General features: G+C 57.5%; 26 protein-coding genes. 11 read left to right on the top strand and 15 right to left on the bottom strand.

Going from position 1 to position 26,590, the window contains the following annotated elements; translation table 11 throughout:
• Positions 1-17: 17 nt before the first annotated feature.
• The 3 genes from A1355_RS11570 (at position 18) to A1355_RS11560 (ending at position 1,594) form a co-directional block, all read left to right on the top strand.
• Positions 18-689: a phage tail protein gene (locus A1355_RS11570; protein ID WP_064028203.1), complete on the top strand. Its 672-nt coding sequence runs from the start codon at positions 18-20 to the stop codon at positions 687-689.
• The gene (locus A1355_RS11565) at positions 686-1,033 is read left to right on the top strand and encodes a DUF6916 family protein (RefSeq protein WP_064028201.1); all 348 of its coding nucleotides are present in this window, start codon (positions 686-688) and stop codon (positions 1,031-1,033) included. The genes A1355_RS11570 and A1355_RS11565 overlap by 4 nt, the downstream gene beginning before the upstream one ends.
• Positions 1,034-1,099: 66 nt before the next feature.
• Positions 1,100-1,594, top strand: a complete 495-nt coding sequence (locus A1355_RS11560; RefSeq protein WP_064028199.1) for a GNAT family N-acetyltransferase — start codon at positions 1,100-1,102, stop codon at positions 1,592-1,594.
• Between the two features lie 12 nt (positions 1,595-1,606).
• Here the strand turns inward: A1355_RS11560 and A1355_RS11555 are convergent, their stop codons facing one another.
• Positions 1,607-3,268, bottom strand: a complete 1,662-nt coding sequence (locus A1355_RS11555) for an ATP-binding protein (RefSeq protein WP_064028197.1) — start codon at positions 3,266-3,268, stop codon at positions 1,607-1,609.
• A 754-nt stretch (positions 3,269-4,022) separates the two neighbouring features.
• Here A1355_RS11555 and ald point away from each other — a divergent pair.
• Together ald and A1355_RS11540 are read left to right on the top strand one after the other, a co-directional pair.
• Positions 4,023-5,138, top strand: a complete 1,116-nt coding sequence (gene ald, locus A1355_RS11545; RefSeq protein WP_064028193.1) for an alanine dehydrogenase — start codon at positions 4,023-4,025, stop codon at positions 5,136-5,138.
• Between the two features lie 267 nt (positions 5,139-5,405).
• Entirely contained in the window at positions 5,406-6,776 is a 1,371-nt protein-coding gene (locus A1355_RS11540; protein WP_064028191.1) for a glycoside hydrolase family 30 protein, read from the top strand.
• A gap of 494 nt (positions 6,777-7,270) precedes the next feature.
• Here the strand turns inward: A1355_RS11540 and A1355_RS11535 are convergent, their stop codons facing one another.
• The 9 genes from A1355_RS11535 to A1355_RS11495 form a co-directional block, all read right to left on the bottom strand.
• The gene (locus A1355_RS11535; RefSeq protein WP_082885500.1) at positions 7,271-8,029 is read right to left on the bottom strand and encodes a DUF1566 domain-containing protein; all 759 of its coding nucleotides are present in this window, start codon (positions 8,027-8,029) and stop codon (positions 7,271-7,273) included.
• Positions 8,030-8,100: 71 nt separating this feature from the next.
• The gene (locus A1355_RS25715) at positions 8,101-8,901 is read right to left on the bottom strand and encodes a hypothetical protein (RefSeq protein ID WP_064028187.1); all 801 of its coding nucleotides are present in this window, start codon (positions 8,899-8,901) and stop codon (positions 8,101-8,103) included.
• Between the two features lie 43 nt (positions 8,902-8,944).
• Positions 8,945-9,583, bottom strand: coding sequence for a PEP-CTERM sorting domain-containing protein (locus tag A1355_RS11525; protein ID WP_157197856.1), 639 nt, complete (start codon positions 9,581-9,583; stop codon positions 8,945-8,947).
• A 277-nt stretch (positions 9,584-9,860) separates the two neighbouring features.
• Positions 9,861-10,088, bottom strand: a complete 228-nt coding sequence (locus A1355_RS25220) for a hypothetical protein (RefSeq protein WP_157197855.1) — start codon at positions 10,086-10,088, stop codon at positions 9,861-9,863.
• A gap of 128 nt (positions 10,089-10,216) precedes the next feature.
• Complete coding sequence (locus A1355_RS11520) at positions 10,217-10,795, bottom strand: hypothetical protein (RefSeq protein ID WP_064028182.1); 579 nt, start codon at positions 10,793-10,795, stop codon at positions 10,217-10,219.
• Positions 10,796-10,864: 69 nt separating this feature from the next.
• Complete coding sequence (locus A1355_RS11515; protein ID WP_064028180.1) at positions 10,865-11,332, bottom strand: DUF4265 domain-containing protein; 468 nt, start codon at positions 11,330-11,332, stop codon at positions 10,865-10,867.
• Positions 11,333-11,434: 102 nt separating this feature from the next.
• Positions 11,435-11,995 (bottom strand): suppressor of fused domain protein, encoded by a 561-nt coding sequence (locus A1355_RS11510; protein ID WP_175463736.1) that lies wholly within the window; start codon positions 11,993-11,995, stop codon positions 11,435-11,437.
• A gap of 1,015 nt (positions 11,996-13,010) precedes the next feature.
• Positions 13,011-13,481: a hypothetical protein gene (locus A1355_RS11500; RefSeq protein ID WP_064028172.1), complete on the bottom strand. Its 471-nt coding sequence runs from the start codon at positions 13,479-13,481 to the stop codon at positions 13,011-13,013.
• A 77-nt stretch (positions 13,482-13,558) separates the two neighbouring features.
• Complete coding sequence (locus A1355_RS11495; protein ID WP_139306088.1) at positions 13,559-13,795, bottom strand: hypothetical protein; 237 nt, start codon at positions 13,793-13,795, stop codon at positions 13,559-13,561.
• 633 nt (positions 13,796-14,428) lie between these two features.
• Between A1355_RS11495 and A1355_RS25215 the strand changes: the two genes are divergently transcribed.
• Together A1355_RS25215 and A1355_RS11485 are read left to right on the top strand one after the other, a co-directional pair.
• A complete protein-coding gene (locus A1355_RS25215) occupies positions 14,429-14,578 on the top strand; it encodes a hypothetical protein (protein WP_157197854.1) in 150 nt (49 codons plus the stop codon).
• A gap of 631 nt (positions 14,579-15,209) precedes the next feature.
• Complete coding sequence (locus A1355_RS11485) at positions 15,210-18,101, top strand: EAL and GGDEF domain-containing protein (protein ID WP_064028166.1); 2,892 nt, start codon at positions 15,210-15,212, stop codon at positions 18,099-18,101.
• Between the two features lie 227 nt (positions 18,102-18,328).
• Here A1355_RS11485 and A1355_RS11480 read toward each other — a convergent pair whose 3' ends face one another.
• On the bottom strand, positions 18,329-18,631 hold the full coding sequence (locus A1355_RS11480; protein WP_064028164.1) for a hypothetical protein: 303 nt from the start codon (positions 18,629-18,631) through the stop codon (positions 18,329-18,331).
• 105 nt (positions 18,632-18,736) lie between these two features.
• Positions 18,737-19,063 (bottom strand): EthD family reductase, encoded by a 327-nt coding sequence (locus A1355_RS11475; protein WP_064028162.1) that lies wholly within the window; start codon positions 19,061-19,063, stop codon positions 18,737-18,739.
• Between the two features lie 120 nt (positions 19,064-19,183).
• Here A1355_RS11475 and A1355_RS11470 point away from each other — a divergent pair, with 120 nt between their 5' ends.
• Entirely contained in the window at positions 19,184-20,059 is an 876-nt protein-coding gene (locus A1355_RS11470) for a LysR family transcriptional regulator (protein WP_064028160.1), read from the top strand.
• 691 nt (positions 20,060-20,750) lie between these two features.
• Complete coding sequence (locus A1355_RS11465; RefSeq protein ID WP_064028158.1) at positions 20,751-21,740, top strand: hypothetical protein; 990 nt, start codon at positions 20,751-20,753, stop codon at positions 21,738-21,740.
• A 52-nt stretch (positions 21,741-21,792) separates the two neighbouring features.
• On the opposite strand, the gene A1355_RS11460 is transcribed toward A1355_RS11465, so the two are convergent.
• From A1355_RS11460 to A1355_RS11450, 3 genes are all read right to left on the bottom strand, one after another.
• Entirely contained in the window at positions 21,793-22,824 is a 1,032-nt protein-coding gene (locus A1355_RS11460; protein ID WP_064028156.1) for a hypothetical protein, read from the bottom strand.
• Between the two features lie 123 nt (positions 22,825-22,947).
• A complete protein-coding gene (locus A1355_RS11455; protein ID WP_157197853.1) occupies positions 22,948-24,210 on the bottom strand; it encodes a hypothetical protein in 1,263 nt (420 codons plus the stop codon).
• The gene (locus A1355_RS11450) at positions 24,164-24,790 is read right to left on the bottom strand and encodes a hypothetical protein (RefSeq protein ID WP_064028153.1); all 627 of its coding nucleotides are present in this window, start codon (positions 24,788-24,790) and stop codon (positions 24,164-24,166) included. The genes A1355_RS11455 and A1355_RS11450 overlap by 47 nt, the downstream gene beginning before the upstream one ends.
• Positions 24,791-25,539: 749 nt before the next feature.
• Here A1355_RS11450 and A1355_RS11445 point away from each other — a divergent pair.
• Positions 25,540-26,061, top strand: a complete 522-nt coding sequence (locus A1355_RS11445) for an RNA polymerase sigma factor (RefSeq protein ID WP_064028151.1) — start codon at positions 25,540-25,542, stop codon at positions 26,059-26,061.
• 68 nt (positions 26,062-26,129) lie between these two features.
• Positions 26,130-26,590 (top strand): FecR family protein (locus tag A1355_RS11440; protein ID WP_197471789.1); only part of this gene is annotated, 461 nt, incomplete at its 3' end.

Genomic DNA, 26,590 nt, shown 5'->3' with positions numbered 1-26,590 from the left:
ACCCCAGGAGGTCCATCATGGCTGATCCATTTTTAGGCGAAATCCACATCTTCGGTTTTGCATATGCCCCGCAAGATTGGGCGTTCTGCAACGGCCAGCAAATGGCGATACAACAACAAAATGCACTGTACGCGCTGCTTGGGACAAGATTCGGCGGCGACGGCCGTAGCTTCTTCAATTTACCCAATCTGCAAGGCCGGGCGCCGATTCATTTCGGCGCCAATCCGCTGTCCGCTTCGCAACCTTACCAGATGGCGCAAACCGGCGGCACCTCTGGCGCCACGGTCCAAACCCAAACCGCGTTTAGTTTGACCACCGCCAATTTGCCGTCTCATACCCACGCCGCCGATCTATCGCTAGCCGGCGTCAACGCCGCCACGGCCGTCAAGGTCTCCACCGGCGCCGGCGGCGGCGTTAATCCCGATGCCAACGCCACGCTGACTAACGCCCCAAACGGCCAGACCTCGGCCGCGGTGTTTCTGCCGGCCGCCACGCCGCAAACCAACCCGATCACGCTGGGCGGAGTGACGACCACGTTGAGCGGCAACGGCACGGTCACGGTCGGTAATACCGGCGCCGGCGCCCCGGTCAGCGCACCGCTGAACTTCAGCGTCCCGGCCGCGATGTCGCCCTATCTGGCGCTGAACTTCTGCATCGCGCTGAACGGCATTTTCCCGATGCAGCAATGAGTACCGCGAATCCTGATCCAAAGAATGCACCGATCGCCGACTTGAGTAGCGGGCATTTCCTGCCCTATCTCGGCCAAACTTGTCTGTTGGAAAGCGGCGCGGTGACGATCGCCACGGTCCTGGCGCGTGTCGACGAAAAACCCGGCGCCCGCTCGCCGAGCGGCGACCGGGACAGCCGCATGCCGTTCGCGCTGCTACTGAAAGGCGACGCCGATTGTCCGTATCTGGACGGTGTGTTTACGATGCGCATCGCCCAAGCGTTCGAGGTTCCCGGCATTTACCTGAGCCGGGTCTTGAACGCCGGCCCGCAACCGGCGGCGTTGTTTCAAGCAGTGTTTAACTGACATGAGCGCGCATACCTACCGACGCGAACGGCGAAAAAGCTCGGTTCAACCCCAGCGGCGACGGCGATGGCGCTAGCGCCATCGCCGGCCGGCTTGAATCTGAGGCCGCAACGCGACAATGACGCGACCTTTCTAGCCGGCCTGTACCACAGCTTGCGCGACGACTTGCGTCTGCTCGACGCGGAGCGCGACTTCGTCGAGGAACTGATCGAAATGCAGTTTCGCGCCCAGCGCGAAGGCTACGGTCAACAATTTCCAAATGCGATGTATTTCATCATCGAAATACATAGCCAAGCTGTCGGCCGGGTCGCCGTCGATTTCGGCCACAACGAAGTGCGTTTGATCGATTTAGCCTTGCTGCCGGCCGCCCGAAATCGCGGCCACGGTCGGGCGGTGATTCGCGCCTTACAGCAGGCGGCCGGACAGGCCCATGCACCGTTGACGTTGGTCGCCGCGCTGGACAACCCCGGCGCCTTGGCGTTTTACGCCAAGCTGGGCTTCGGGCTGGCCAGAACCAGCGACAGCCACGCCTTACTGGTTTGGTATCCGGGCGGCGCTTGACTCCCGTCCGGCCTAGTGACGGTTTTGATTGCGCCAGTTATCGACGATGCCTTCCACGTCCAAATCGTCCGGGCCTTCCCGCCAAGCGGTGAAGTAATCGACGTCGTTACTTTTGGGTTCGGGATTGGGCCGGTAGATTTGCACCCGGGTCGGCAGCGGTGCCGCCTCGCCCAGCACCAGGGCCTCGCCGCGCCCCAACGAACTCAGAATGTCGGCCAGATCGCCCTCGGCTTCCGGCACCAGACCGCGTATGTATTGCTGGTCGTCCGGATTGGTGGTGCGTAAACAGATATACGAACTGCATTGCGCCAGCATGGTTTCCGACAACTCGGTCGGCCGCTGGCTGACCACGCCGATCGACACCCCGTATTTGCGGCCTTCCTTGGCGATCCGCTCCATCATTTTGCGGGTGCCTTCGAACTGACTGCTTTTTTCGCGCGGAATATAGGCGTGGGCTTCCTCGCAAATCAGCGTGATTGGAAACTCGCGGCGGCGCGGATTCCAGTAATTGAACTCGTAAGCCAGCCGGCCGACTTGCGCCGACACAGCCGGCCGCACGTCGGTCGGCACCGAGCTGAGATCGACGACGGTGATATTGGCCTTCTTACGGCCCAGACCGACGAACTCGCGCAGCAATTCGGCCATGCTGTCCGAGGTGTTGCGCTTTTTCGGTTTCAATAAAAAGTCGTAGCGCACGTCGTTGAAGCGGCTTTGCATCCGCACCAAAAATTCGTCGAACTGGCCGAACAAGGCGCCCTTGGTCTTGCCGAAGTCCTTGCGTTCCTCGTTGGCGGCCTTGAACTGCATGTACAGCTCGGCCAGCGAAAAGAAAATCGGCGTATCGATGGATACCACCCCCAAGCCGACATTCTTGGCTTCCTTGCGTTTGAGCTGTTGCAAAATCTCGCGCATGAAGGCCATTTGAATCGACGAACCGGGATCGTCGCGGTCGATGAACAAATCCACCAGCTCGGCGTAAGTCATCATCCAATACGGCATTTCCAATTCCATCGCGTCGACGTAATTGACGCGCTCGCTGGGGAAGGCCGACTCGATGCTGCCGTCCGGCGTCTTCCAGCAATATTCGCCGTGCAGGTCCAGCATGATCAAATGGGTCTTCGGCATCGCCGCGATCGTGTGTTGGATCAGACTGGTCACGGTCCACGATTTGCCGGAACCGGACTGGCCGACGATCGCGAAATGCCGGCCGAACAAGGCGCGCGGATCGAGGCTGAGATGGTAATCCTTGTGACTGGCGAGCTGGCCGATGAAGAATTGGTAGTCGCGGAACTTGGAAAAAATCGCGTTGATCTCGGCCAAGCCCACCGCATACACCGCCGCGCCGGGCGTCGGATAATGGCGCACGCCGCGGATGAACACATTGCTTTCGTTCAGCTCGCCGACCGGAATCAACGCGATAAAGCGGTCGGTGGCGCGGTTGCCGGCCTGATCGAAGCGGTCGCGCTCCCACATCTTGAAGACCAACGCCAGCACCCCGATATGCGATTGGCGAATCACCACGTAGGAACCCAAATGGCCGGCCAGAATCTCTTCATCGCCCAACCGGATGATCGGCGCCGCGGTGGCGTGCTCCGCGACGATGCGGGCGTCCATGCCGTCGGCGCGCACCTCGGTCAAATAGGCGATCAGGATGTTGTCGGTGGTGTCACTCATGGCAATCTCGGCTGCGGAACAAGCTGGGCTAAGCTTAGCCGAAAATTATCGGCGGACGCCGCCGGCTCTGTCGGCGATACGCCAAACCGGATCGACATTGCCGACAATGCCGGAACCGACCGACGGCCGGAAGCGCCGGGGCTCGCGGATTCCCGGCACTTCGCCGCCGAACGGCGCCGGGCGCGGATATTGCTTGACCTATAGTAGGTATGCTTAACTCGGCCCCATTGCCGACCGGCAAATCCGGTCCACCATTCGGAAATTTAAAGGCCGGGGTCGGTAGACGGCAAGCGCTCAGCGATCTGTTCCCCACTTTGAGAAAGAGGGGGGTAGTTCTTGTCAGATTGGAAGAAAGACCGTCATACCCGCCGGGAAGCGGGTATCCAGTGCCATGGATGGCGAGCTTCGAACCCTCCATGGCGGCTAGATTCGCTCCGCGCGCTAACGGGTCCGGCAATCCATGCCGGAATGACAGCCTTAGGTAAGGGGAAGCCTGAAATCTAACCAAGTTGAATTAAGCGAGGGGCAGAATGAGCGGAGATAAAAACCAATGCGTTACCTTGTAATTCCCCCTCACCCCGCCCCCTCTCCCGCGAGGAGAGGGAGCTTTTCCGACACCCTCCAAACGGGGAAACCGGAATTAAGGCCGCTGGAGAAGCCCAGCCAAATAGTGACAGGCCGGGGGGGGAATACTCCGCCGGCAGCACGCTGAAATGGGCTTAAACCCTACATCAACCACTTCGATGAGGTCAACATGAAAATCGGCATACCCAAGGAAATCAAACCCAACGAAAACCGGGTCGCGCTGGTGCCGTCCGGCGCGGCCGCACTGGTAAGCGCCGGCCACCAGGTCGTGATCGAGACCGGCGCCGGCGCCGGCGCCGGCTTTGCCGACGAACTCTATGTCGCGGCCGGCGCCGAACTGGCCCCGGCCGCCGCGCCGGTGTGGGACAGCGCCGACCTGGTCGTCAAGGTCAAGGAGCCGATTGAGCCGGAATGGTCGCTGTTACGTCCTGACCTGACCGTCTTCACCTACTTTCATTTCGCCGCCAACCGCCGCTTGACCGAAGCGCATCTGGCCTCCGGCGCCACCTGCATCGCCTACGAAACAGTGCAATTGCCGCATGGCGAGTTGCCGCTATTGACCCCGATGTCGGAAGTCGCCGGCCGCTTGGCGGTGCAGGAAGGCGCACATTATCTGGAAAAGCTCTACGGCGGGCGCGGCGTGCTGTTGGGCGGCGTGCCCGGCGTGGCGCCAGCTAAGGTGGTGATTCTCGGCGGCGGCGTGGTCGGTACCCATGCCGCCAAAATGGCCGCCGGTCTGGGCGCGCAAGTCACGATACTGGACCTGTCGCTGGACCGCCTGCGCCACCTCGCCGACATTCTGCCGCCCAACGTGCAACTGCTGTATTCCAGCCGCCACGCGATTCTGGAACACATCGCCCAAGCCGACTTGGTCATCGGCGGCGTGCTGGTCACCGGCGCCGCCGCGCCCAAACTGATCCGCCGGGAAGACCTGGCGACGATGCAGCCCGGCGCGGTCATCGTCGATGTCGCGGTCGATCAAGGCGGCTGCGTCGAAACCACCCACCCCACCACCCACGCCGATCCGGTCTATCTGGTGGACGGCATCGTTCATTACGCGGTCGCCAACATGCCGGGCGGCGTGCCGCGCACCTCGACGCTGGCCCTAACCAACGCCACCCTCCCCTACGCGCTGCAACTGGCCAACAAGGGTTGGCAAACCGCGTTGCGCGACAACCCGGCCTTGCTGAAAGGCCTGAACGTCGTCGCCGGCCACGTTACCTACCCCGGCATCGCCGACGCTTTCGGCATGGCGTGTTTGCCGCAAGAACAGTTTTTACAGTGACAGTCATGGTGTAAGCGGCACCTTCGTCGCGACCAGGACGCCGCTCCCGCCGACTACCCGCCATCGCTTGGGACGATACGGCGGTTTCATGATCGTCGCTAGGTAAGTCGTTGGGCGCGGAACGGAACCTGCCCGGCTTCGACTCCGCTCAGCCGGCGTTCGCTGCCGGCGCCGGCGTCAAGCCGAAGCGACCGACTTCACCTTGCCGCTGGACATCCCGCGCCGCTTCGGTAGACTGCCGGCTCTGACCGAGCAGGAGGACAGCAGATGCAGGCAAGCGACACATTAACGGACATCCCACTCGCAGCGACAGTCTGGCAAACCAGCGCCGACCAAACCTGGCTATTCGAACCGCAATTCGAGACCCTGGCCTTCCAGAGCGAAGGCGACGACATCGGGCAGTCGACTATCACCATCAACCCGGAACAGCAACGCCAAACCATCGAAGGTTTCGGCTACACGCTGACCGGCGGCAGCGCCCTGCTGATCAGCCGGCTACCGGCCGCCGTCCGGCAAGCCTTGCTGGAAGAACTGTTTTTGCCGAACGGCGACGGCATCGGCGTCAGCTTTCTGCGCCTGAGCATCGGCGCGTCGGACTTGAGCGAGCGCAGCTACTCCTACGACGATCTGGCCGACGACGAAACCGATTTCGAACTGGCCCGATTCGACTTGCAAGCCGGCGACCGCGAAGTCGTGCCCTTGCTGCAAGCCATTCTGGCCTTGAATCCGGCCATCAAAATCATCGCCACGCCCTGGTCCGCGCCGCGCTGGATGAAAACCAACGCCGCCTGGGTCGGCGGCAGCCTCAAACCGGAATGCCAACCAGTCTACGCCGCCTACTTCGTCAAATACCTGTTGGCAATGCGGGCGCGCGGCATCGCCATCCACGCCGTCACCCCGCAAAACGAACCGCAAAATTACAAAAACGACCCCAGCATGGTCATGAGCGCCGAGGAACAGGCCGACTTCGTCAGGCTGCATCTGGGGCCGGCCCTGGCCGACGCAGGTCTGGCCGAGGTCGAGGTATTTTGCTGGGACCATAATTGCGACGTCCCCGAATACCCGTTGACCGTGTTGGCCGACGACCAGGCCCGCGCCTATTTCAGCGGATCGGCCTGGCATTTGTACGGCGGCGACATCGCGGTGCTGTCGCAAATCCACGCCGCCCACCCGGACAAAAAACTGTATTTCACCGAACAATGGGTAGGCTCGGACGGCCAATTCGGCGGCGACCTGCTCTGGCACGTCAAACACGTGCTGATCGGCGCCACCCGCCACTGGGCTAGCGTCGTGCTGGAATGGAATCTGGCCTCCGACCCGCACTGCCGGCCGCACACCGCCGGCGGCGAAGCCCGCTGCGTCGGCGCGCTGACGATAGACGGCGACCAGATCACCCGCAATGTCGCTTACTACATCATCGCCCACGCCGCCAAATGGGTCCGGCCCGGCTCGCTGCGCCTGGAAACCGACGCCGACGCGCTGCCCAACGTCGCCTTCCTGACTCCGGACGACCGCATCGTGTTGATCGTCCTAAACGACACCGCCGAGACCCGCGACTTCCGGATTCGCTACCGCGACCTCGACGCCCCCGCCAGCCTGGCGGCCGGGACCGTGGCGACGTATGTTTGGCGGGCGTAAAGTCGCAAAGTGGCCTGTTCGAAGCCGTCACCGAGCGACGCCGATCGCTACGCGCTACTCAAAATTGACGGCCGAGGGCTTTAGCCGCGAACGACTACATTGCAAACACGGATTTCCTTCAAAAACCGACTATTTGCATTCTAGGCTTGAAAATTAGCGCTAACCCAAGTTTTAAATCACTCCGCATTGAGCAAACTTGGTTGGATTATTAGTGTTCCCAGTGAGCGGCTATGTGCAAATTTGCGAGGGAGTTATGCTCGTTACCGGCCATCATCGAGCTTTGGCTTCATGACCGCATCGAAATGGAAAGCCGCCTAACCCGACCAGTCGGGGTAACTATCCAATTTCGACATTTAGGACATTTTTTGCCCAGGCGACTGGCCGGTATTCGGCGAGCAAATTAACACTATCGTTGCGTTACGAGGTTCCCAAGCACTCTTTGGAACTTATTAGCATGATGAAAGCCTTCCATAGCAGTAAGTCCATAATCAAATTTACGCAGATTGACGACGGCTCAATCCAACTAGGCTGGCAATTGCAGAGCCAAATAGCCATAACGCACCCGGAACCGGTACTGCAGCAACATCACCAGAAATAACGGCCCACGCCTCGTATTTATCAGTCTGGAAATATCTGCCTTGCCGACCGTTCCCGAAATTCACCCACCATGCATATACAGGGTTTGACAAATCCGGTGAACCTGACCAATAAGCATAAGCTTGGAGATTTTGAACCAGTCCTACGTTATTTTGCAGATACGGCGCTGAGCTACTGTAAGTTCCATTACCAAATATCCCAAAGTTGGAAGTAAAGTTGCCGTTGGCATCAAAAGCAGGTTTCAAACCCAAATTGACGTAATACATATAACTGAGTTCCGAATACGGGCTATCTATGCTGAAACCGTTATCCGAACTACCGTTAGTCGCATAGGTTAGATTGTAGTTGGTCGCACTACCGTCGATCGGCTTGATCGTTGGTAGTCGCCATTGATTGTAACCAAGGTAGTTTGCAGAGTTCATTGCAGAAATCCAATCTTGGGCAGTTGTCCAAGACATGGTGCCATTGGCATTAATGCCGGATACGCCGAAAGTATTGGTTGCGGCAAGATTGGCATTTTGCAGCCAGGTTACATCTAAAACCGTGTCATATAACAGCCCATTTCCACGGTCTATCAGCGCAGCATTGGCGGAGGAAAAAAACGCGCCAAAAACCAGTGCCATGGCTACTGATTTCGTTGATTGTTTAAATGTCATATTGTCAAGACTCCCAAAATTTACAATAGAAAAAGCCTTCCGTGGCCTTTTTCCTTGATGAGTGCGCTAAATTAGGCTGATTTACGTCGACCGAAACCGATCAAACCCGAAATTGCAGTACCGAATAACCAAACAGCACCGGGTATGGGGACTGGTGCTGTTGATGCGGTGAACACATAATTTCGGGTGGTCGGCGATTGGCTCATGCACGCGGCATTATCCGGACAGACACCACCCAAGCCGATCAAGTAATACCCGGCTTTTAATCCGTACAAATCCAGAGTAGAACCATCCACCGAACTGGCGGCACCGCCATTTAAGTAAGGTGATGTCGTGTTCCATGCGCCGCCATTAGCGACTAAATCACCGTCCGAATTGGTAAAGGTCAAACCGTTCTGCGCGTACCCAACCCAACCGTTATGACCGGAAATAATGTTACCTGGCGACGCTAACTTATCGTTAGTGTGTACGCCACCATCGTTAGGGCCGCGTACCTGATTGTATTTATGAAAACCGCTGCCGTTGACGATGGGGTTTGATCCGCTGGTCCAAATCGAAAAGCCGCCATAGCTTAAAGGGTCGGTGAAACCAGCGGTGAGTTTGAACTCGACGTTTAAGCGATTGCCTGCGGCGATATCGGACGCGCTACCAACCTGAATTGTGAACCAATCAGCCGTGTGTACCCAACCGAGGTTAAAGCTAGTACCGTAATCCGACCAAGATCTCAGAGGGGTTGAGTCGGTCTGGGTAATCGTCGTCCCGGTAAAAACACCCAAATTGGTTGAACCGAATGCAAATGATTCAGCAGACACTGCCGACAATGCAGCAACACCTAAAATACTAACAATCGCTCTATCCAATTTTGTTTTCATAAAAATTCCTTGTGTTCTTTCCAATACAAATTAAAAACAGGCTTTATTTGCGGCGCAAACCTAATAAACCCAAAAGCCCAGTGCCAAATAGCCATACCGCACCGGGCACTGGAACAGCGGCAATATTGCCTTGATGTACCGCCCAAGCGAAGTATTGATTGGTTTTTGGATTCGTCGCCTGGCCGCCGCCACTCATATTGCCAATGAAGGCAGTGGTTGCATCGTATTCACTGGACCAATAAGGTTTGGTCATCAAGTCGTGCACTAAACCTATAACCGGGACATTGAAATTGGCGGGATACGTGCCGTTTCCATATGGCCCATCGTGATACGTAAAATTGCCAGAGGTATCGACCACGCCAATCAGACCCAAGTTGACATAAAGCATATACATCAACATCGAGTTCTGACTGGTAATGTTAAAACCGTTATCGGTACTGCCATCAAATGCCCTGGTCATGTTGTAGCTGACTCCATTCACAGGTAGGGCGGAAGCCAACTGCCAACCGCCATAATCGACATTTCGCACGGAATCGTGATACACAAGGTTAGTTGCCCAGGTGTTTGCCGCATCCCAGGTCATTCGACCCGTCGTCGTATCAACACCGGTTGCAGAATATCCCGTGGTGTGTGCGTAATTGGCGTCCTGCAGCCATGTCACATCCAGGACGTTGTCGTACAATAACCCCCCCCCATATCTACTAAGGCAGCCTCCGCTGAGAATGAAAGCCCTCCAAAAACGAGTGCGGCGGCGATTGACTGTGCCGAGTTTTTAAATTTCATATTTTCTATACCCCAAACAATTAGCAAAATTAGACTTAAGTTGTCTTAAGTGGTGAGGCAGAAAATATGCCAAAATCAAATGACGCCCTAAAACCTTACAGTATCATGGATAATTCCTTGAACTGGGCTGGGCTGAGCTGGAAGGACTGCGTGAAATCACTTAAATCTATCGAAATTTAGGTGATATGACCTGTATTGCACCAAATACTAATATTGGGTTTTTTCATGACCGGGCGGATAAGCGAAGCGTCATCCGCCGATAAAACCGTCAAGCATCCGCTTCGCCCAATTCCAACAAGGCCAAGAGCGTAGACAGCCGCAAAGCCATCCGCACGCCGTAGAGGTGCCGAAATATCCAAGTGACTGATGGCTTGAAGGGCGTCAATGTTATGTTTAGCCAACATGTTGGGGTTCGTTACCTCAACCCACGGCCCTTTATATTTTGATCGTCCGGTTAAGTGCTTTTAGCAGATGTAAGGTGGCCAAATTTGCCCACCATTGCAACCCGCGTGGGTACACGCGCTTGTTTTACTCAAAATGGAACCTTCTTCAGTGTCTTGACTGGCTCACCCGGCCTGCCGTAGTCGAGAATATCCATTCGAAACCAATTGGGTTTGATCCCGCGAATGTTTTTGGTGGGGTTCAGGCCGATAAAGTCCTGCTCAATGAAGCTAGGGCTTCCGTACGCAACAAGCATGTCACCTACGGAAAACTGATCAATGAATTTTTGATCTGAAAGATTTCCAACTCCCCAAAACACCGCGAACTTTCCCTCTCCCCTAGGGGAGAGGAAGAATCTCTCCCGTTGAGCCCCTGCATCCTCAATCCAGTCAAAGTAATGGTGCCGTGCCGTGATGCGGACGGCCTTTGAAGCACCGTCCCCTTTGTATTCGATTGCAGTGATTACACCTGCCCAAGCAACAAGTGCGTCGCGGAAGGGGGTTGGCTGTTCTCGGACTTGTTTCGGGAAAACATCACGCCGTGCCTGTTGATAGAAGCCTGCCTCCCACTGTAGTAGAGGCTGATACTCCCGCGAACCTGGAACCAAGCCAAAGCAGCCACCCAGAGCCACAGCAATAAAGCAGATCAGTGCAAACTTTATAAGGTGCATAGTGTGTTGTTCTAGCGTGGAAGTAGGCGGCCTGCGCGGCTTTTTGCGCAGGTCCGCTCGACTGCAAGGTTATGCGGCATTTGGATGCAACTCGTCATAAGTAGGGTCAGCGTGTTCCCACTGGACATCAGCAGCCGTAAGGCGCTGCACTACGACGTCAAAGTCGACTGCGGGTGGAAGGTTGAGGACAATGTAGGTGGGGTTTGCGCCCTCGTACTCAACGCCAAGCGAGATAAGAGTATCAAGCAATGCTTTTGATTCATTGCCTTCGGATACTGGTGGATTGAAGATGACTCGAATGGTACGGTTGCCGGATTTCGACAAGACGCGCTCAAACGTTGCCATGCCTTCCACAGAGTTGAGTGGAGCCAAGACGATGTCGTGTAGAGAAACCGAATACGCAAAGAAAGGCAAGTTGTCGATCTTATACCGGTCGTTGCCAAGGTCATAGGCCCAAAGCGATTCCACTTCGGCCGTCCCGTTTTCGTTTGGCACTCGAAAGAGGACTTTCGATGTGGGCTCGCGTGACTCAGACATGATGCGTAACGTTTGAGTTGAAGTAGGGCGGCGGCGGGCGAAGCCCGCAGCGAATCAGCAAGCGCAGCTTGCAGGTAGTCCGGTTGACTGCAGGGTTATGCATCATATTTTTGATGCACGATAGAGATCGGTAAGAAGAAACTCGTTACCGAGTTTCTTTACAAGAGCCGCAGAGCCATTTTTTTGCTTATAAGCTAGTTCGGGGCTGGTGATGCCGATGCAGCAAATTACATTGGCTTTGATGTCTTGAACATTAAACTCTGCAATTCGGCGAAAAAGAAACGCCTCAATTGACGAACCTTCAGGCGTAGCTGATCCGATACTCATTGTTTCTCCATCGTCTATTGGGTTCTCAAGGGTGTAATAAGCCAGTTGACAGATGATGTTCACTCCCCAGCTTTCATCGCCTTTATGAACTACGGCTAGTTCATAGTTACCAGCGGAGTTTGGAGCCTGCTCTGAGCCTATTAGATCAGCCGTTACATAGAGCCTTCCATCTGTGTATTTTGAAAACATCACCACATCTGGGTTTCCACCAAGGTCTTGCCCCAGATGAAATGGAATGGTTCCATGCAGCACAGTTTCATCATGTGGCCCGAAAGATTGCTCCATTCCTTTGACTCGGGCGTCCCAAAGCTCCTCCCAGCTATCTTCTTCTGACATAACTCCATTCCTTTGTTTCATAGTTGTATGCCCACCAACCTGCTTCACTTATATTTATCTCCATCAATATCTCAATTCGCAGCTCAGCCTTTTTGGGCATAAATAACTTTGCCGCTTCTTTTGCCTCTTCCATTGTTTAATAGTGAGATATTTCCCTATCCACGTAAAGCCTGAAGTTTTCTTCATTCATAGCGGTATCTAACGTAGAGCTAACCGGGCGCGGTGCGGGAAGCTGAAAAAACAAAACTGTATTATAACCGCGCTCCGGTTGAGTGCCTTGCTAGCCATCATTTGGACAGCTCAGCCCGAATAAACGTAGCAAGCGACTCTCCGGCGTTCCATCTCTTTAGATCAACGACGGTACCACCGTACACTGTCTTGGCACGTTTTAGCGCCTTCTTTCCATCGCAGGTCAGGACAACTGATACCGTCGATCTGGCGGCAAGCGAAACGTCAGCCTAATTCTTGTATAGGCCGGTTGGTCTCATAGTCGGGCCAACCGAAGACATCTCCGCGCGGAGAACTGCCAATTCTTCCTCGCTTGCAAAACGCCCACAATCAAAGCCAGCGACTCGTTGCTGGTCGTCCAGCTTCATTCCAAAAGCAGTTTGGAGACCTCCCGGGGTAAGACACGTTTCTTTCGCTGCGCGAACGCCGGATTTACAAAACACATCCCGATCGTAGATGGACGACTGCAGGGATGCAGGAGGTAGGGCGACGCAGGATGCCAAAGCCGAGGGCTTCGCGGTCACGTGCCCGCTCGCCCCGGATGTATCACGCCTCATATCCGGTTCTTGTTCATCGCCCCGCAGCTTCGGGTTCGGCTTCTTCCAGACCCTGCCTCGCGACAACGCCCTTGCCGTTTCCCTAGCCTTCGGCTCTACGAAAACCTGGCTGCCGGACTTTCACCGACATAGTAACGCGCCATGCCCGGCACACACGTGGAGCATAGGGGCGCGCCGTAGGCGCGTCCCAGCGACCGGAGGGAGCGAACTTGAGCGTAGGGTCAGGTGCGTTATCCGTCAATGGAAACTCCTTTTGCAACCAAGCCAATTAGTGAAACCGAAAAAAGATGATTTGCATCACTTTTTGATTCGAACGATATTTCCCATTCTGCGTGCTCAAGTGATGCACATGGTATAGAAAAACTGGTCATCGTGAACTCAACCTCAAATGACTCGCACAAGGGCTTGCGAGTCCATTCTTCAAACTGAGGACGTAGGACCAATTCAACAGCTTTCAGAACTTCTTTGAAACGGACTTCGACAGAGGTAAAGAACTGACGTTGTAATTCATTCGGTGGCAACTCAGCTGCAGGTGCATCAATAAATAACTCAATCTCACGATTTGAGGGTTTGAATAAGCGGGTCGCTTCCCAATAAGAGATTCTTCCCCTGGGCATCTTCATATAGGTAATGAGTCCAAAGAATGGGTCATCAACCTCAAGGGGGCGAAATTTCTTTAGCAGGCTAGAAATCAAACTCATCTACGCACGTAACGTTTTAGTTAAGGCTTCGCCGAAGGCGTCAGCCTTGAACGACTTGTTATGCCGAGCGATGAAGATTAAAGGGAATCTATATCGGCGTTGGCATCGATATTTTCCAGAGTCCATTCGACGGCTTTTCTGTATACCTCTTCACGGCTATTAGCGAGCTCATTTTGAGCACTAATAACGCCATTGGCCGCATACAAAATTGTTGCTACCCAATAGCCGCCAACTTGCTCTGTTATAAATATTCTGAATGTCTTGCCGACCGATGTTTTTATGTTAAGTGCGGTTGTTTCGCCTACGAATGACATTGAGAAGGTCTCCATTGGGTGATTGGACATAACGTAAAGGTAAGGGGCGCGTAGCAAAGCGGAGCGTCCCTTTGACCGCCTTGTTAGGGTCCATGAAGAGCTACTAACGCAAATGCAACCACATAAAACAAGCCAGCGGCGGCCATCACCCAGCCAACGTATTTATTTGCGGTAATACGCCATGCAGACATAGTGCTCTCAGATTTTCGCGCAAGTATTGTAGCCACCACCCCAATTACAAGAAAAACAAGCTGTGCGTCTGTGAGCAACCAGTTGAATCGCTCAAACTCGACTGGGCTCCCCATAAGAACAGAGCCCCACATTATTGCGAACGCGGTGATTGTTGGGCTAATCGTAAAAAGGGCAATCACATTGCGCACCCTAACAAGAAATTAGATAGTTTCCATATATCTACAGAAAAACGATCTTCAGCATGATAATTTATTGATCGACATATGATCTTCCTTTCTGTATATCATTCGGCAGTGAAATAATGACCGGTAACAACCAGACTGCTGTCATTGAATCAGATCGGGCGATAGACCGCAACCGGTCGAGACAAGACGATCATGCCCTACCTAACCACGCCGATGACTTCCCGATAACCGAATTCTAAGCTGTTGATTCGACTCCATGGCATCGATCAGCGGGTTGTTTTCCAACCCCAATTTGCAAAAGCCCAACAACTTCGCGTCGGTCAGCGTAAACCCCGCCCAATATTCGACCGTTTTCGCGATCCGCCCCGCCGTGGACGGCAAAATCGGGGACGTTGTCGGCCAATAGGGCCTGGAGCGCGGCAACGGCCGGGCCGTGGGTGGAAAAGTTGGCGCGGTCGGTCGAAAATCCAGTGCGGTGGACCGAACCGTGGGCGCGGTCGGGCGAGAGTCCCGTACGGTAAACCGAAATGTGGGCGCGGTGGGACGAAAATCCCGCGCGGTGGACCGAAGCGTGGGCGCGGTCGGATGAAAATCCCGTACGGTGGACCGAAATGTTGGCGCGGTCGGACGAGAATCCCGTGCGGTGGACCGAAATATTGGTAGGGTCGGCCGCGCACAATTCAATACCGTGCGGGACGCGGCCTAGCGCGGCTGCAGCGGTTCCACGGCGGAGTTTTCCGCTGCTAGGCAGAGTTCGTTTGCTGAGCGTTGGGCTGCGGATATTGGAGGCCATAGCCGTGGTGCCGACTCGCGGCTGATCGTGGTAAACACCGCGCGAACGCCTGTCGTCCGGTTCTCGCGGCGCGAAACCAGCCACCATTTCCCGCGCGGCGAATTGCGCGTTGATCGTCGCCGCGCGGAAAATTCCCCCTATCAATTTGCAAGGGTTTCCTGTAAAAATTCGGGGAAACGCGTTCATCGGCACCCGACTTGAGAATGGAAAAATCCAGCCGCCCATTACCAAACCGTCTTCGTTCATGTTGATCTCCCGGTTACGGTCCTCCGCCCGCCCCGGCAAGCCGGCCGCCCGGCGCTGGATGGTTACGCTGGCCTTACTGACCCTCGGCCGAGCCGACGCCGTGCCGCTCCCCGGCAGCCTCCCCGACCATCCCACTATCCGGCTTGGCAATACGTTAACCGACCAAGGCAACCCGTCGGCGCTTAGCGGTCCCGCTTCCGGCAACGTCGTTCAACCCGACGTGTTGTTTACCCCCGGCCAAGTCGCGTTGGTAGCGCTGTCGTTGATGGCCGCGTTCTTAATTTGGCATCGCTTGCTGCGCAAACAAGCGCGGACCCGGATCTCGGCGCTCGAAGACCGGGTGTCGGCGCGCACCGCCGAACTGATTCGCAGCGAGGCGCAATTGCGCGCCACGCTGGACAATACCCCGAATATCGCGGTGCAGTGGTACGACGCGGCCGGCCGGGTCACTTACTGGAATCCCGCGTCCGAGAAGCTGTACGGTTGGCGCTCCGAGGAGGCGCTCGGCAAGACCCTGGATCAATTGATCTTCACGCCGGAAGCCACCGCCGATTTTCGCCGCCGAATGTTGCTGGCCCATCTACAGCGTTGCCCGCAAGGTCCTTACGAAGTGCGGTTGCACACCCGCGACGGCCAAATGCGCTGGATGCTTTCCACGTTGTTTACGATACCGTTGGAGGACAATCGGCTGGGCTACGTGTGCATGGACACCGACATCACCGAGCGTAAGCTCGCCGAGGAATCGCTACGCGCCAGCGAGGAAAAATTGCGCGGCCTGTACGAACTAGCGCCGCTAGGCATCGCCTTGACCGACATGGACGGCCGCTACATCGAGTTCAACGAGGCGTTTCGCGTCATCTGCGGCTATCCGGCCGACGAATTGACGGATATCGATTACTGGACGCTGACGCCCAAGGAGTACCGGCACGAGGAATCCTTGCAACTGGAGTCGCTAAAACATTCCGGCCGCTACGGACCTTATGAAAAACACTACCGGCGCAAGGACGGTAGTTTGGTGCCGATCAATCTGAACGGCCGGCTGGTGCACGGCCCGGACGGCCGGGAATATATTTGGTCCATCGTCGAGGACATTTCCAAGCGCAAGCAAGGCGAGGCCAAATTGCAATTGGCCGCCAGCGTGTTCAGCCATGCCCGCGAAGGCATCATGATTACCAACGCCGCCGGCGTCATCGTCGAAGTCAACGATACCTTCAGCCATATCACCGGCTACAGCAACGCCGAAGCCCTGGGTAAAAAACCCAGTTTTTTACATAGCGGCCGGCAGGGGCAAGCCTTCTACGCGATGATGTGGGCCGAGCTGATCTCCAAGGGCTATTGGTCGGGCGAGATCTGGAACCGGCGCAAGGACGGCCGGGAGTTTGCCGAAATGCTGACGATCAGCGCGGTTCACGACGGCGACGGCCGGATTCAGAATTACGTGGCGCTGTTTACCGACATCACCGCGATCAAGGAGCACCAACAACAACTCGAGCATATCGCCCATTACGACGTGCTGACCGGGCTGCCCAATCGGGTGTTATTGACCGACCGGCTTCAGCAAGCGATGCTGCAATGCGAACGGCATGCGACCTCGCTGGCGGTGCTGTATATCGACCTGGACGGTTTCAAGGCGGTCAACGACCGCTACGGTCACGACCTGGGCGATCAACTGCTGATCGCGGTCGCCAACCGCTTAAAGGATACGTTACGGGAGGGCGACTCGTTATCGCGTATCGGCGGCGATGAATTCATCGCGGTGCTGGTCGACTTAAACCAGGCCGGCGATTTCGAAGCGGTGGTCGAGCGTCTGCTGCGGGCCACCTCCAATCCGGTGACGATCGACCAAATCCCGCTACAAGTATCCGCCAGCGTCGGCATCACACTGTATCCGGACGATCAAGCCGATACCGACCAACTCTTGCGCCACGCCGATCAGGCCATGTACATCGCCAAGCAAGCCGGCAAGAACCGCTATCACGTGTTCGACGTCGGCCGGGATGCGGCGGTCAAGGTGCGCTTCGAAAATATCGAGCGGATTCGTCTGGCCTTGGATCAAGGCGAATTTTGCCTGCACTACCAACCGAAGGTGAATTTGCGCGGCGGCGAGGTGGTCGGCGCCGAAGCGCTGATCCGCTGGCGGCACCCCGAGCAAGGCTTGTTGGCGCCCGCCCTGTTTTTGCCGCACATCGACAACCATCCGCTGTGCGTGGCGCTGGGCGAATGGGTCGTGACCACCGCGCTGTCGCAAATCAGGGCCTGGGCGGCGGTCGGCGTGCATTTGACGGTCAGCGTGAATATCGACGCCTTCCACTTGCAACAAGCGGACTTTCCGGCGCGGCTGGCGGCGCTGTTGTCGGCATTTCCGGATGTTTCGCCGACCGCGCTGGAACTGGAAATTCTGGAAACCAGCGCCTTGCAGGATATGGCGGCGGTCATCGACACGATGCACGCCTGCCGCCGGCTCGGCGTACAATTTGCGTTGGACGATTTCGGTACCGGCTTCTCGTCGTTGACCTATTTACGCCGATTTCCGGCCGAAATTCTGAAAATCGACCAAAGCTTCGTCCGCGACATGCTCGAGGACCCGGACGACCTCACCATCGTCAAGGGCGTGATCGGTCTGGCCACCGCGTTTAAGCGTCTGGTGATTGCCGAGGGCGTGGAAACCCTGGCTCACGCCGAAGTGCTGCTGGAAAACGGTTGCGAACTGGCGCAAGGTTACGGCATCGCCCGGCCGATGCCGGCCGACCGGTTTTACGAATGGCTGACCACCCGCTCATTGGACGCGGTTTGGACCGCCTGGCTGAACTCGGCCAAACAATCGATCGCTCCCGCGGCCGAGGCGCCGCAATCAACGACCCGCGCCACCGACATCCGCACCGATTCCTGACCCTTCGAACGCCGCCGTTAGAGAGGTGGCGTTTTGAGTGATAACCGGCCGATCTGTTCCCCGAGCGGAGTCGAAGGGGACGTAGCACGGCGGCCGGCCGAATCTACCACCCGGCTTACAGTCCTACGATCCCGAAACGAACTGTCCCCGCAGCCCGCGTAACGCCCAGCCAGCGTCGCAGCGACGCGAGCCGGCATGACCAACATCCATCTTGGGCCGAATCTATCTTAATACGTCCAGGCAGCCGCCCCGTCCGACCGCTGAGTCCGGCAAGCGGTTTGGCCGGGTTCGGCCCGGTAAACCGCGTCGATCACCGCCGCCGCGTTAACCGGCGGCGGCGTGACGTAAGCGTTGCCGCCATCCGCAGGTAAGCCGGCGCCGGGCTCGCAAACCGGCTCTACTTGAACCTCTCCGCGCCGGGCGTAGACCAAGCCGCTCAGCAAGCCGGCCAGCGCCAGCAATAGCAGGCGGTGCGGCCATCGGCTTTTCAGCCGGCGGCGCCAGGGATATTTGCGGTAGCGGGTATTCATTCGATTCCTCCGTTGGGTTTCGAATCCGGCACCGAAAAACGCCGCCGCCCTATCCCGCTCAATCGCGGATAAGCCGGTTCGGCGCTTTCCGGCCGGTTGCTTCGATTAAAAGTCGAACGTTTCCACTTCTGAAATCATGAATACCGGCGCGCCTCCGCTGGAGATCGCTACCGCGTGCGCGGCGGTTTCCTGACCGCCGGGCGAGCTCAAGCAGGCTTGCAAATCCGCCAGACTGGGGAAATAAACTTCGGCGATCCGGTGGAAGGCCGCCGGACTTTGGTCGGCGTTGGACAAGATCAGCGAGGCCACGAAACGGGTTTTCCCGGCCAATTTTTCGACGGCCATCGGCACGTGCTCGTCGGCATACAGCCGCTCGAAGGTTTCCAGATCGGTCGGAACGGGGTACATCACGATTAATTTTGCTGCTTTCATAGGTAACTCCAATGTTTTGATGAATGGGAGCACATATGAAACGCCTTTTTATCCCAGTAGTAAAATACCGACTACCTATGAAACAATAGGTATTACCTATTCATTATCCGGAGAGCGAACATGGAAATGCAACAAATCCGCTATTTCCTGGCGGTTTGCGACAAGGGCTCGTTTACTCGCGCCGCCCAGTCCAGCTACGTCGCCCAACCGTCGTTGACGCAAGCCATCAAAAAATTGGAAGACGAGTTGGGCGGCGAACTGTTCAGCCGGGACCGTAGCGGTTGCCGGCTGACCTCGTTGGGCCGCTTGGTGGAACCGACCTTGCGTCAGATTTTCCGCGAGGCCCAAGCCGTCAAAGCCGAGGCTATTCGTTTCAGCCGCTTGAATACCGTGCCGCTGCGGCTCGGCGTGATGACGACCATCGCCGCCCGGCATTTGAGTCCTTTCTTTGCCGATTTCCAGCGAGAACACCCGCATTTGGAACTGGAATTGGTCGTGGACGGCGAGGCCCAGTTACTGCGGCAACTGGACGAACAAACCTTGGACCTGGTGATCAGTGCCCCCACCCTGCCGCCGCCCGCGCCTTTGCAGACCTTGAGCTTGTACCAGGAGCGTTACGTCGTCGTGTTTAACGACCAGCACCGTTTCAATCAATTGCCGGCCATCGATCTAGCGGCGATACAAGCCGAGCCCTATCTGGACCGGCTGAATTGCGAGTTGCGCGAAACCTTGCGCGGCGTGTGCCTGGGCCGGCAAATCGATCTCTACGCCGCTTATCGCAGCAACAGCGAAGACTGGATTCTGGCGATGGCTAGCGCCGGCATCGGCGTTGCGCTGCTGCCGGAATTCAACGTACCCAAGCAAGCGGAGCGCTTGAAATGGCGCTATTTGTCCGACCCGGACATTCGTCGGACCGTCTCGGCGATTTATCCGGCGCCGAACGCCGCCAATCCGGAACTCAAGCCGCTGTTGGCGAAACTGCAAGTGGCGTTTTAGGCCGAATCCAAACCGCGCCGAAAACGCCGCATGACTATTCAGCGCGAAGTAAAAACGCCCTCTCCCAACAGAGCGGGGGATGAACACCTCAATGTCGGCTATGCCGTTCGCTGAGCGGCGTCGAAGCGAAATCGCTGGCTTCGGCTCCGCTCAGCCACCGCCTTACGTCGGCTCCGCCCGGCCAGCGCCTTATTTCGGCTCCGCTCAGCCACCCCCTTATTTCGGCTCCGCTCAACCAGCGGCTTACATTGACTGTAACCGTTTAACTTAAAAAGAGCAGTTTGGCGATGAAAAATCCCGTTCGTCCTGAGTTTGTCGAAGGGCGCGCGGGATTTTTCATTCATCCATTTGGCGAGTGTATTGCGAGCCGTCATCATGCTTCGACAGGGCTCTCCTGAACGCAGCCGAAGGACTCAGCACGAACGGCCCGCATTACATACCAACTGCCCTTTTTAGGTTTAACTTAACGCCACAGGTAACCCCTCCCCCAAACGCCCTCTGAATAGTTACAACGCCGCCGGCGGAGCGACCGCCGAAAACTGCGTTAATTCGGCGTTAAGCGGCGCGCTGATAGGCTTAACCTGCACTCCGGATGCACGCGAACCTCCCGCATCCCAGGCAGCCGTTCGGGCGCTCAAGCTAACGGCAATCCCTCTTAAACAGCGGCTGACCTTGCAGCCGAGGAGTTCTCATGTCACGTTGGATGTGGTTGATCCTGATTCTAAGCCTGTCCGCCGGCTCCGGCCGCGCCGCCGATAGTCCTACCCCGACTTCGGCCGTTAGCGCGGACATGATGCACTGCGCGGCCTTCAGTCCCTACGTCGGGCAATTGAACCCGGACTGGGGCGCCCATCCCAGCCCGGAATTGATAGACAATTTGCTGGACCGCCTGATCGCGCAAACCCCGTTTCGCTGCATCATGACCTACGGCGTCACCAACGGCTTGGAGCACACCTTCGCCGCCGCCCGCGCTCGAGGACTCAAGGTGATTGCCATTATCTGGCTGGACCGGGATATTGCGATGAACTCTCAGTCGATTTCGGAGGGCATCGCCGCCGCCCGAACCTATTCGGACACCATCGTCAAGTTGGCTTGCGGCTCGGAAGTGCGCACCCGCCACGCCAAGGCCCTGGACGGCGAGATCCTGCGTTGCCTGGACGCCTTCCGCGAGGCCGGCGTCCGTCAGCCGCTGACGACGATCGATACCTGGTGGGAATGGTGCGACCGCGCGGCCGAGTGTCAGCCCACCGAGTTCGCGGCCAAGGTCGATTGGATAGGCGCGAATATCTTTCCGTGGTGGGAGAACAAGTTTTCCGGTCTGTATCCTTGCACCAGCGCCGAACAAGCCGCCGACTTCCATATCGCCCGCCTGAACCAATTGCGTAAGACCTATCCCGACAAACCGGTGGTCGTCACCGAATTCGGCTGGCCCAGCGGCCCGGAAAACGGCACCGAAGTCAACGCCCATACCGGTCAGCACTGCGGCGTGGCCAGCCCCGCCAATCAGGCCCTGGTGGTGACGTCGACCTTGGCGAAACTGGCCGAAAAAGGCTGGTCCGGCGTGGTCTTCGAAGCCTTCGCCGAAAACTGGAAGCCGGGCAACGAAGGTTTGTTCGGCCGCTATTGGGGCATCTGCGCCGGACAAGCGCCTTACGCTTGCCACGGCATACCTCGACGCTAACCACCGCAGCCACGGTCGGCTGGGGTGGTGTTGGGGTTGTCCGGGATTTGGGCTAGGGTCGGCGGAAGGTCGCGAAACGCATCGCTTGCAAGTCGATGCGCCACTGCGCGATCCGCAATGCTTGCGGCGCCGACCAACCCGGCTTGGCCGGCCAGCGCAAATCCAGCGGCAGACAATTGTCGAGCGGATCGTAAACCGCCCCCGGTCCCAACAAACCGTCGAAAGACTCCGCCCCTCCGTCCGGGACACGCGCCAAAGCAACCATGCCCAACGGAATCCGCGCCGGCAAACGCAAGCCGGCGTCCGACCAACGCAACTCAAAATGCTCGGCTGGCCCGGCGGCCGGCTGCGAAGTCCATTCCGATTGCAACAACTCGCCGCTCTCGTCGCGCCAAAACATTCGCCAATGCGGCGTCGGCGCGGCGGCGGACCAAAACAGATACACGTCATCGCCCGCCCGGCACAAGCCGCCGCCGCTGCTATCGTCGGCTCGCGAAAACTCGCCGCCGTGCCGCGACTCGATACGTTCGACCCGAACCCCGCCCGGCGCCAGCCAATGTTCGGCCCACACTTCGCCTATTTCCGGCAGTAAAAACCGACGCTCGTCGACGATGCGATGCGGCCTGGGCCGCACCGGCGCTCGCAATCGCCCGGCCTCGGCAACCGCCGCGCGTGCTTCGAAATACCAGGGTTGCAACAGATGAGCGGCGGCGACCGGCACCGCGATCGGCAGCAATCCGGTCGCGGCGATGCCCAAGGATTCGCCGCCGATCAGTGCCGGCGAAACCCATCGTCCCAGCCAGACATGCAAGCCAAAATACACGACCGGGCAAACGAACAACAAACACAGGTAAAACACCGCCAAGGCTTCCGGGCCTCCGACCGCTTGCGCCGGCAGCCAGGCGACCGCGGCGGTCGCCGCCAAGATCGGCAGAGTCGCCAGCCGGACCCAGCGCCAGGCCGCGACTTTGCCGCGCCGAGCAAATGCCTTCCGTTCTCCGAGCCACACCCCGGCGCATACCGCCAAGCCCAAGCCCAGCAACGGTGCCCAAATGCCGATAGGAATCGCCCCGAGCATCTGCATAAGTATCCCCGTCAGTGTCGAATCAAGCCGCTAAGCACTGTTTGCGGAAAACCCAAAGCGCTGGCGAACTTGAGGTCTTATCGTGCTACTCGCGACCAGCCATGTCGATGGCATTCGCCACGGCTATTCCGCTACCGCCTCGGAAACCGGTTTGGAAACATCGATTTCGACGCTCGGCTCCAGATCGGACTTCGATTCGGAATCGCCGCACGCGGCCGACAACGATTCCTCCGGCCGGATGTCGGCGATAGAGATCCGTTGTCTGTTATAACCCAACGCCGTCAATTGCTCGACCAACCATAGCTTGCGGCGCTGAGCTAATAATTCCGTATAAGCGCCGGGTCCCGGATCGGTGGTCGAAAATTTCAGTTGAATGTCTCGCTCCGCCGGCGGCACTACCGGTTTCTTAGACACCGGAGCATTCTTATCCTGCTCGGATTCTGCTGCATCGCCGGAGCCCAGCATCGCCGACTTCAGCATCGTGGCGTCGCTGAACGCGACCGCGCCCGGTTCGTACGTCAAACAATGGATGTCGACATCGGCGGCAACGCTGGGCGCCGGGTCACCGACGTAATCGGAAGGTATCAGGCCGTATGCGCCGATAACCGCGTCCGCGTAACGGAGACCTTGTATCGTCGGCGTCACCGCACCGTTGTAGGTCCGAGCCACTTGGGCAATCAACGCTTCCAGGGTTTTCGCCGCACCGGCCTGTTTGACCAATATTTCGAGGTATTGCGATGCCAGTCTGGCGTTCTGGCAGGGATTGTCCAATAAGGCCAGCAAATCCCGGTCCGATAGCGCGTCCCCCAACTCGTTCCGCAGGACCTGCCTGGCGATTTCCGGACGTAGTTGCGCCAATCCGTAGGAGAAATTCGGCAGTCGCCCCGTCAATCGCAAGATGATGTCGGCCAAACCGAATTCGATGCGCCGCTCGAATGCGGAACGGTTGTATTTTTCCGCCGCCAAGATCGCGATCGTCAAATTATGAATATCGATGCCGCCGATGTCGGCCACCGCAACCGTGTAATCCGGACGCAAGCAGGCCAGCTCCGGATGCGACGAGGCGATACTCAGGTGAAGCGCGATATTCTGTCTGTTTTTCTGTTCCGACAGCGAAATGGCCGTTCCTTCGCCCTCGTCGTACAACTGAACTTGAGCATAGCCGGATCGCAACAGAATTGCGTAACCCAAGCGCTCCGGCATGGTCAAATGATCGCGAACCACTTGATCCGGTGTTTGGCCGGTATAGGGTTTTTCGTTGTTGAAGGGCTCGAAAAAAGCCGCGGCGGCGAATAAGCCGCCCAAACCGGCGAACAGCAGCAATTCGCGCCCGGTTTTTTTAAGTAGCGCGGCCCAAGATAGCGGCGAAATAAGTAGCGATCCCACTGGTGACAATCCCCATGAAAGATGTACGAACGGTTTCCAGCCAAGCGAGATTTCCCGCCACATCGTGGGTCGCCGGTTGCGGCAATTGCTCGCGCAATAATAGCTTGGCCAGATCGACCCCCAAACCGGCAAAGTATGAGAAGGACACGAAGTACAAAAAATACACGCAGGCGAATTGAAATTGCAGATGATGCAGAACCGGCTGCTGCAACACGTCCCAAAACACGATGAACGGCCAAGCCAATAACAGCGCCGCGAAAAATCCGGCGGTACGCGCGGTCAATGCCGCTTGTTGAGCCAAATAACGGTAGATGTTTCGGTAATTGATCCGGCTACCCTTGGTGACTTGCATCCATTTGAACGGCAAATAGAACAGCAGAAAGCCCACTAAACAAGGAATGGCTAGCTTTATCGTCAACGACTCCCAACGAAAAGCGCCGTTCTCGCTGTACATAAACGAAGAGAACGAAAAATACAGTTTGTAAGGCGTCAGATAGCTGGCCGCCTTGGTCAGAAAGACGGTGGCGAAAACGCCGCCGACAAAGCCGGGCAAATTGACACTGGTTCTCGAGACAGGCATGGCCAAACCTCACTTGAATGGCGGACCGAGGGACGCCGGTCGTTTCGCGCGATGGGTAGCGAGTTTCCGATGCCGGCGACCGCCGGCATCGACACCGTTGCGTTGGCGATGATCGTCCAATCATAGGCGATATGCAACAGTACATTTGTACTGGTACGGATGGGTTCGGCCGGAGTCCGTGCCCCTCCGAGGATTAACGCATTTGAACATCCGGCGCGTTCCCGCCGCATCGACAGCTGATTTACGCATGGAACTGAAAAAACGGAAGCTACCGGTCGCAGCCTGAGCGGATGCCTGACTTTCCGGTGGCGCGAAAGTCGCCAGCCACGCTACTTGCCGCCAAACCGTGAATTCACGGCAACCCCGGTCGCCCGCCGTGTCTGGCCGGCGCGCTCCCTATGCGTGATATGCCGCATTTTTCCAAAAAATACGGCATATCACACACTTTAGTTTCTAGGGTTTGCCGAGAAATGATTCGACCGACGCCTGTTCCCCCCGCACGTCTTGGTGCCACTCGAATCGTTGCGCCGATTCTCGGCTAAACGCCCTCCAGCGCGGTGAAAGCCGGCCCCAGCGAGTTATCACGCCCCGTCGCCAACCGGCACCGGGCGATTCGCTCCGCTCGCCAAGCGTTTCGACTCTGACCGGCTGCCGACACGACAATGCAGTCTTCCCAGCCAACGCCAACCCGTGGCGTGTTTCTTGCTGCCTAAGGCGCTCGACCATCCTAAAATCCAGCCAAGCCGTCCATGTCCGACGCATCTTCCGGTTTTTTACAAACTCTGTTCTTGAGGCACGCCGACGAAATCGGCGCCTTCGTGCGCGGCCGCTGGCCTAAGGAACCGGACGTCGGCGACATCGTGCAGGAAACCTTTTTGCGACTGTCGCAATATCCGGCGCCGGAGACCATCCGCAATCCGAAAGCCTTTCTGCTGCAAACCGCCGCCAATCTGACCGTCGATCGGCATCGCCGCCGCGAGATACGCGAACGCTTGGCCGATGCCGACGCCGAGCCGGAGCTGATTCCCGATCGCGGCTTGTCGCCGGAACATTACTGGCAGGCCCACCAGCAGCTCGAGCGCTTCTCGGCCTGGCTGGACGAGTTGCCGGAATTGCAACGCCACGCCTTTGTGTTGTATCGGATCGAAGGTTGTTCGCACCGAGAAATCGCCGACCGACTGGGAATTTCGGTGCGAGGCTCGGAACGTTACGTGATGCTGGCAATGCAGCACATCAGCGCCCGGCTGGCCGCCGACGCGGCGCGACTCTAATCCCAGCCGACCGTCCCCGCCCGACTTTGGTTAAACTGCTCCCTTCCAACTTCGACTCCGACATCCGCGTGACCCAGTCCTCGGCCTGTACTCAAGCTCAACGCGACCAAGCGATCGCTTGGCTGTTGCGACTGCGCGAAACGCCGACCGACCCGGCGCTGCGCCAGGCCTTTACGGCTTGGCTGACCGCCGATCCGGCCCACCCGGACGCTTATCGCGAAGCCGAGGCGCAGTGGGCTTGGATGGAACCCTTTACCCGGCAGTCCTTTGCGGCTCGCGACGCCGCGTTGCGCTACCGCGCGGCCCGGAACGACGTTCGCCGCCGCCGGCCGGCCATTTGGGCCACGGCAGCGACCGTATTGCTGGGGCTGGGCTGGGCCGTGTTTTCGCCGCAAGGCTGGTATGGTTGGTCCAGCACCTACAGCGCCGGCAAGGGCCAGCGGCTGACGGTGACCTTGTCCGACGACTCCCATTTGGAATTGAATACCGATACCGAAGTTCGAGTACGCTACAACCGCAACCGGCGCCA

This window comes from Methylomonas koyamae (genome assembly GCF_001644025.1).
GTDB classification, from domain to species: domain Bacteria; phylum Pseudomonadota; class Gammaproteobacteria; order Methylococcales; family Methylomonadaceae; genus Methylomonas; species Methylomonas koyamae_A.
This window is presented reverse-complemented; position numbering and strand designations above follow the sequence as displayed.

Coding starts and splice junctions, on each gene's coding strand:
- A1355_RS11485 (WP_064028166.1), top strand. CDS start 15,210: ATGTTGATCTCCCGGTTACGGTCCTCCGCCCGCCCCGGCAAGCCGGCC.
- A1355_RS11565 (WP_064028201.1), top strand. CDS start 686: ATGAGTACCGCGAATCCTGATCCAAAGAATGCACCGATCGCCGACTTG.
- A1355_RS25715 (WP_064028187.1), bottom strand. CDS start 8,901: ATGAAAACAAAATTGGATAGAGCGATTGTTAGTATTTTAGGTGTTGCT.
- A1355_RS11460 (WP_064028156.1), bottom strand. CDS start 22,824: ATGCAGATGCTCGGGGCGATTCCTATCGGCATTTGGGCACCGTTGCTG.
- A1355_RS11520 (WP_064028182.1), bottom strand. CDS start 10,795: ATGCACCTTATAAAGTTTGCACTGATCTGCTTTATTGCTGTGGCTCTG.
- A1355_RS11465 (WP_064028158.1), top strand. CDS start 20,751: ATGTCACGTTGGATGTGGTTGATCCTGATTCTAAGCCTGTCCGCCGGC.
- A1355_RS11540 (WP_064028191.1), top strand. CDS start 5,406: ATGCAGGCAAGCGACACATTAACGGACATCCCACTCGCAGCGACAGTC.
- A1355_RS25215 (WP_157197854.1), top strand. CDS start 14,429: ATGGCATCGATCAGCGGGTTGTTTTCCAACCCCAATTTGCAAAAGCCC.
- A1355_RS25220 (WP_157197855.1), bottom strand. CDS start 10,088: ATGTTGGCTAAACATAACATTGACGCCCTTCAAGCCATCAGTCACTTG.
- A1355_RS11510 (WP_175463736.1), bottom strand. CDS start 11,995: ATGTCAGAAGAAGATAGCTGGGAGGAGCTTTGGGACGCCCGAGTCAAA.
- A1355_RS11555 (WP_064028197.1), bottom strand. CDS start 3,268: ATGAGTGACACCACCGACAACATCCTGATCGCCTATTTGACCGAGGTG.
- A1355_RS11450 (WP_064028153.1), bottom strand. CDS start 24,790: ATGCCTGTCTCGAGAACCAGTGTCAATTTGCCCGGCTTTGTCGGCGGC.
- A1355_RS11470 (WP_064028160.1), top strand. CDS start 19,184: ATGGAAATGCAACAAATCCGCTATTTCCTGGCGGTTTGCGACAAGGGC.
- A1355_RS11560 (WP_064028199.1), top strand. CDS start 1,100: ATGGCGCTAGCGCCATCGCCGGCCGGCTTGAATCTGAGGCCGCAACGC.
- A1355_RS11535 (WP_082885500.1), bottom strand. CDS start 8,029: ATGACATTTAAACAATCAACGAAATCAGTAGCCATGGCACTGGTTTTT.
- A1355_RS11475 (WP_064028162.1), bottom strand. CDS start 19,063: ATGAAAGCAGCAAAATTAATCGTGATGTACCCCGTTCCGACCGATCTG.
- A1355_RS11500 (WP_064028172.1), bottom strand. CDS start 13,481: ATGAGTTTGATTTCTAGCCTGCTAAAGAAATTTCGCCCCCTTGAGGTT.
- A1355_RS11495 (WP_139306088.1), bottom strand. CDS start 13,795: ATGTCATTCGTAGGCGAAACAACCGCACTTAACATAAAAACATCGGTC.
- A1355_RS11515 (WP_064028180.1), bottom strand. CDS start 11,332: ATGTCTGAGTCACGCGAGCCCACATCGAAAGTCCTCTTTCGAGTGCCA.
- A1355_RS11570 (WP_064028203.1), top strand. CDS start 18: ATGGCTGATCCATTTTTAGGCGAAATCCACATCTTCGGTTTTGCATAT.
- A1355_RS11480 (WP_064028164.1), bottom strand. CDS start 18,631: ATGAATACCCGCTACCGCAAATATCCCTGGCGCCGCCGGCTGAAAAGC.
- ald (WP_064028193.1), top strand. CDS start 4,023: ATGAAAATCGGCATACCCAAGGAAATCAAACCCAACGAAAACCGGGTC.
- A1355_RS11445 (WP_064028151.1), top strand. CDS start 25,540: ATGTCCGACGCATCTTCCGGTTTTTTACAAACTCTGTTCTTGAGGCAC.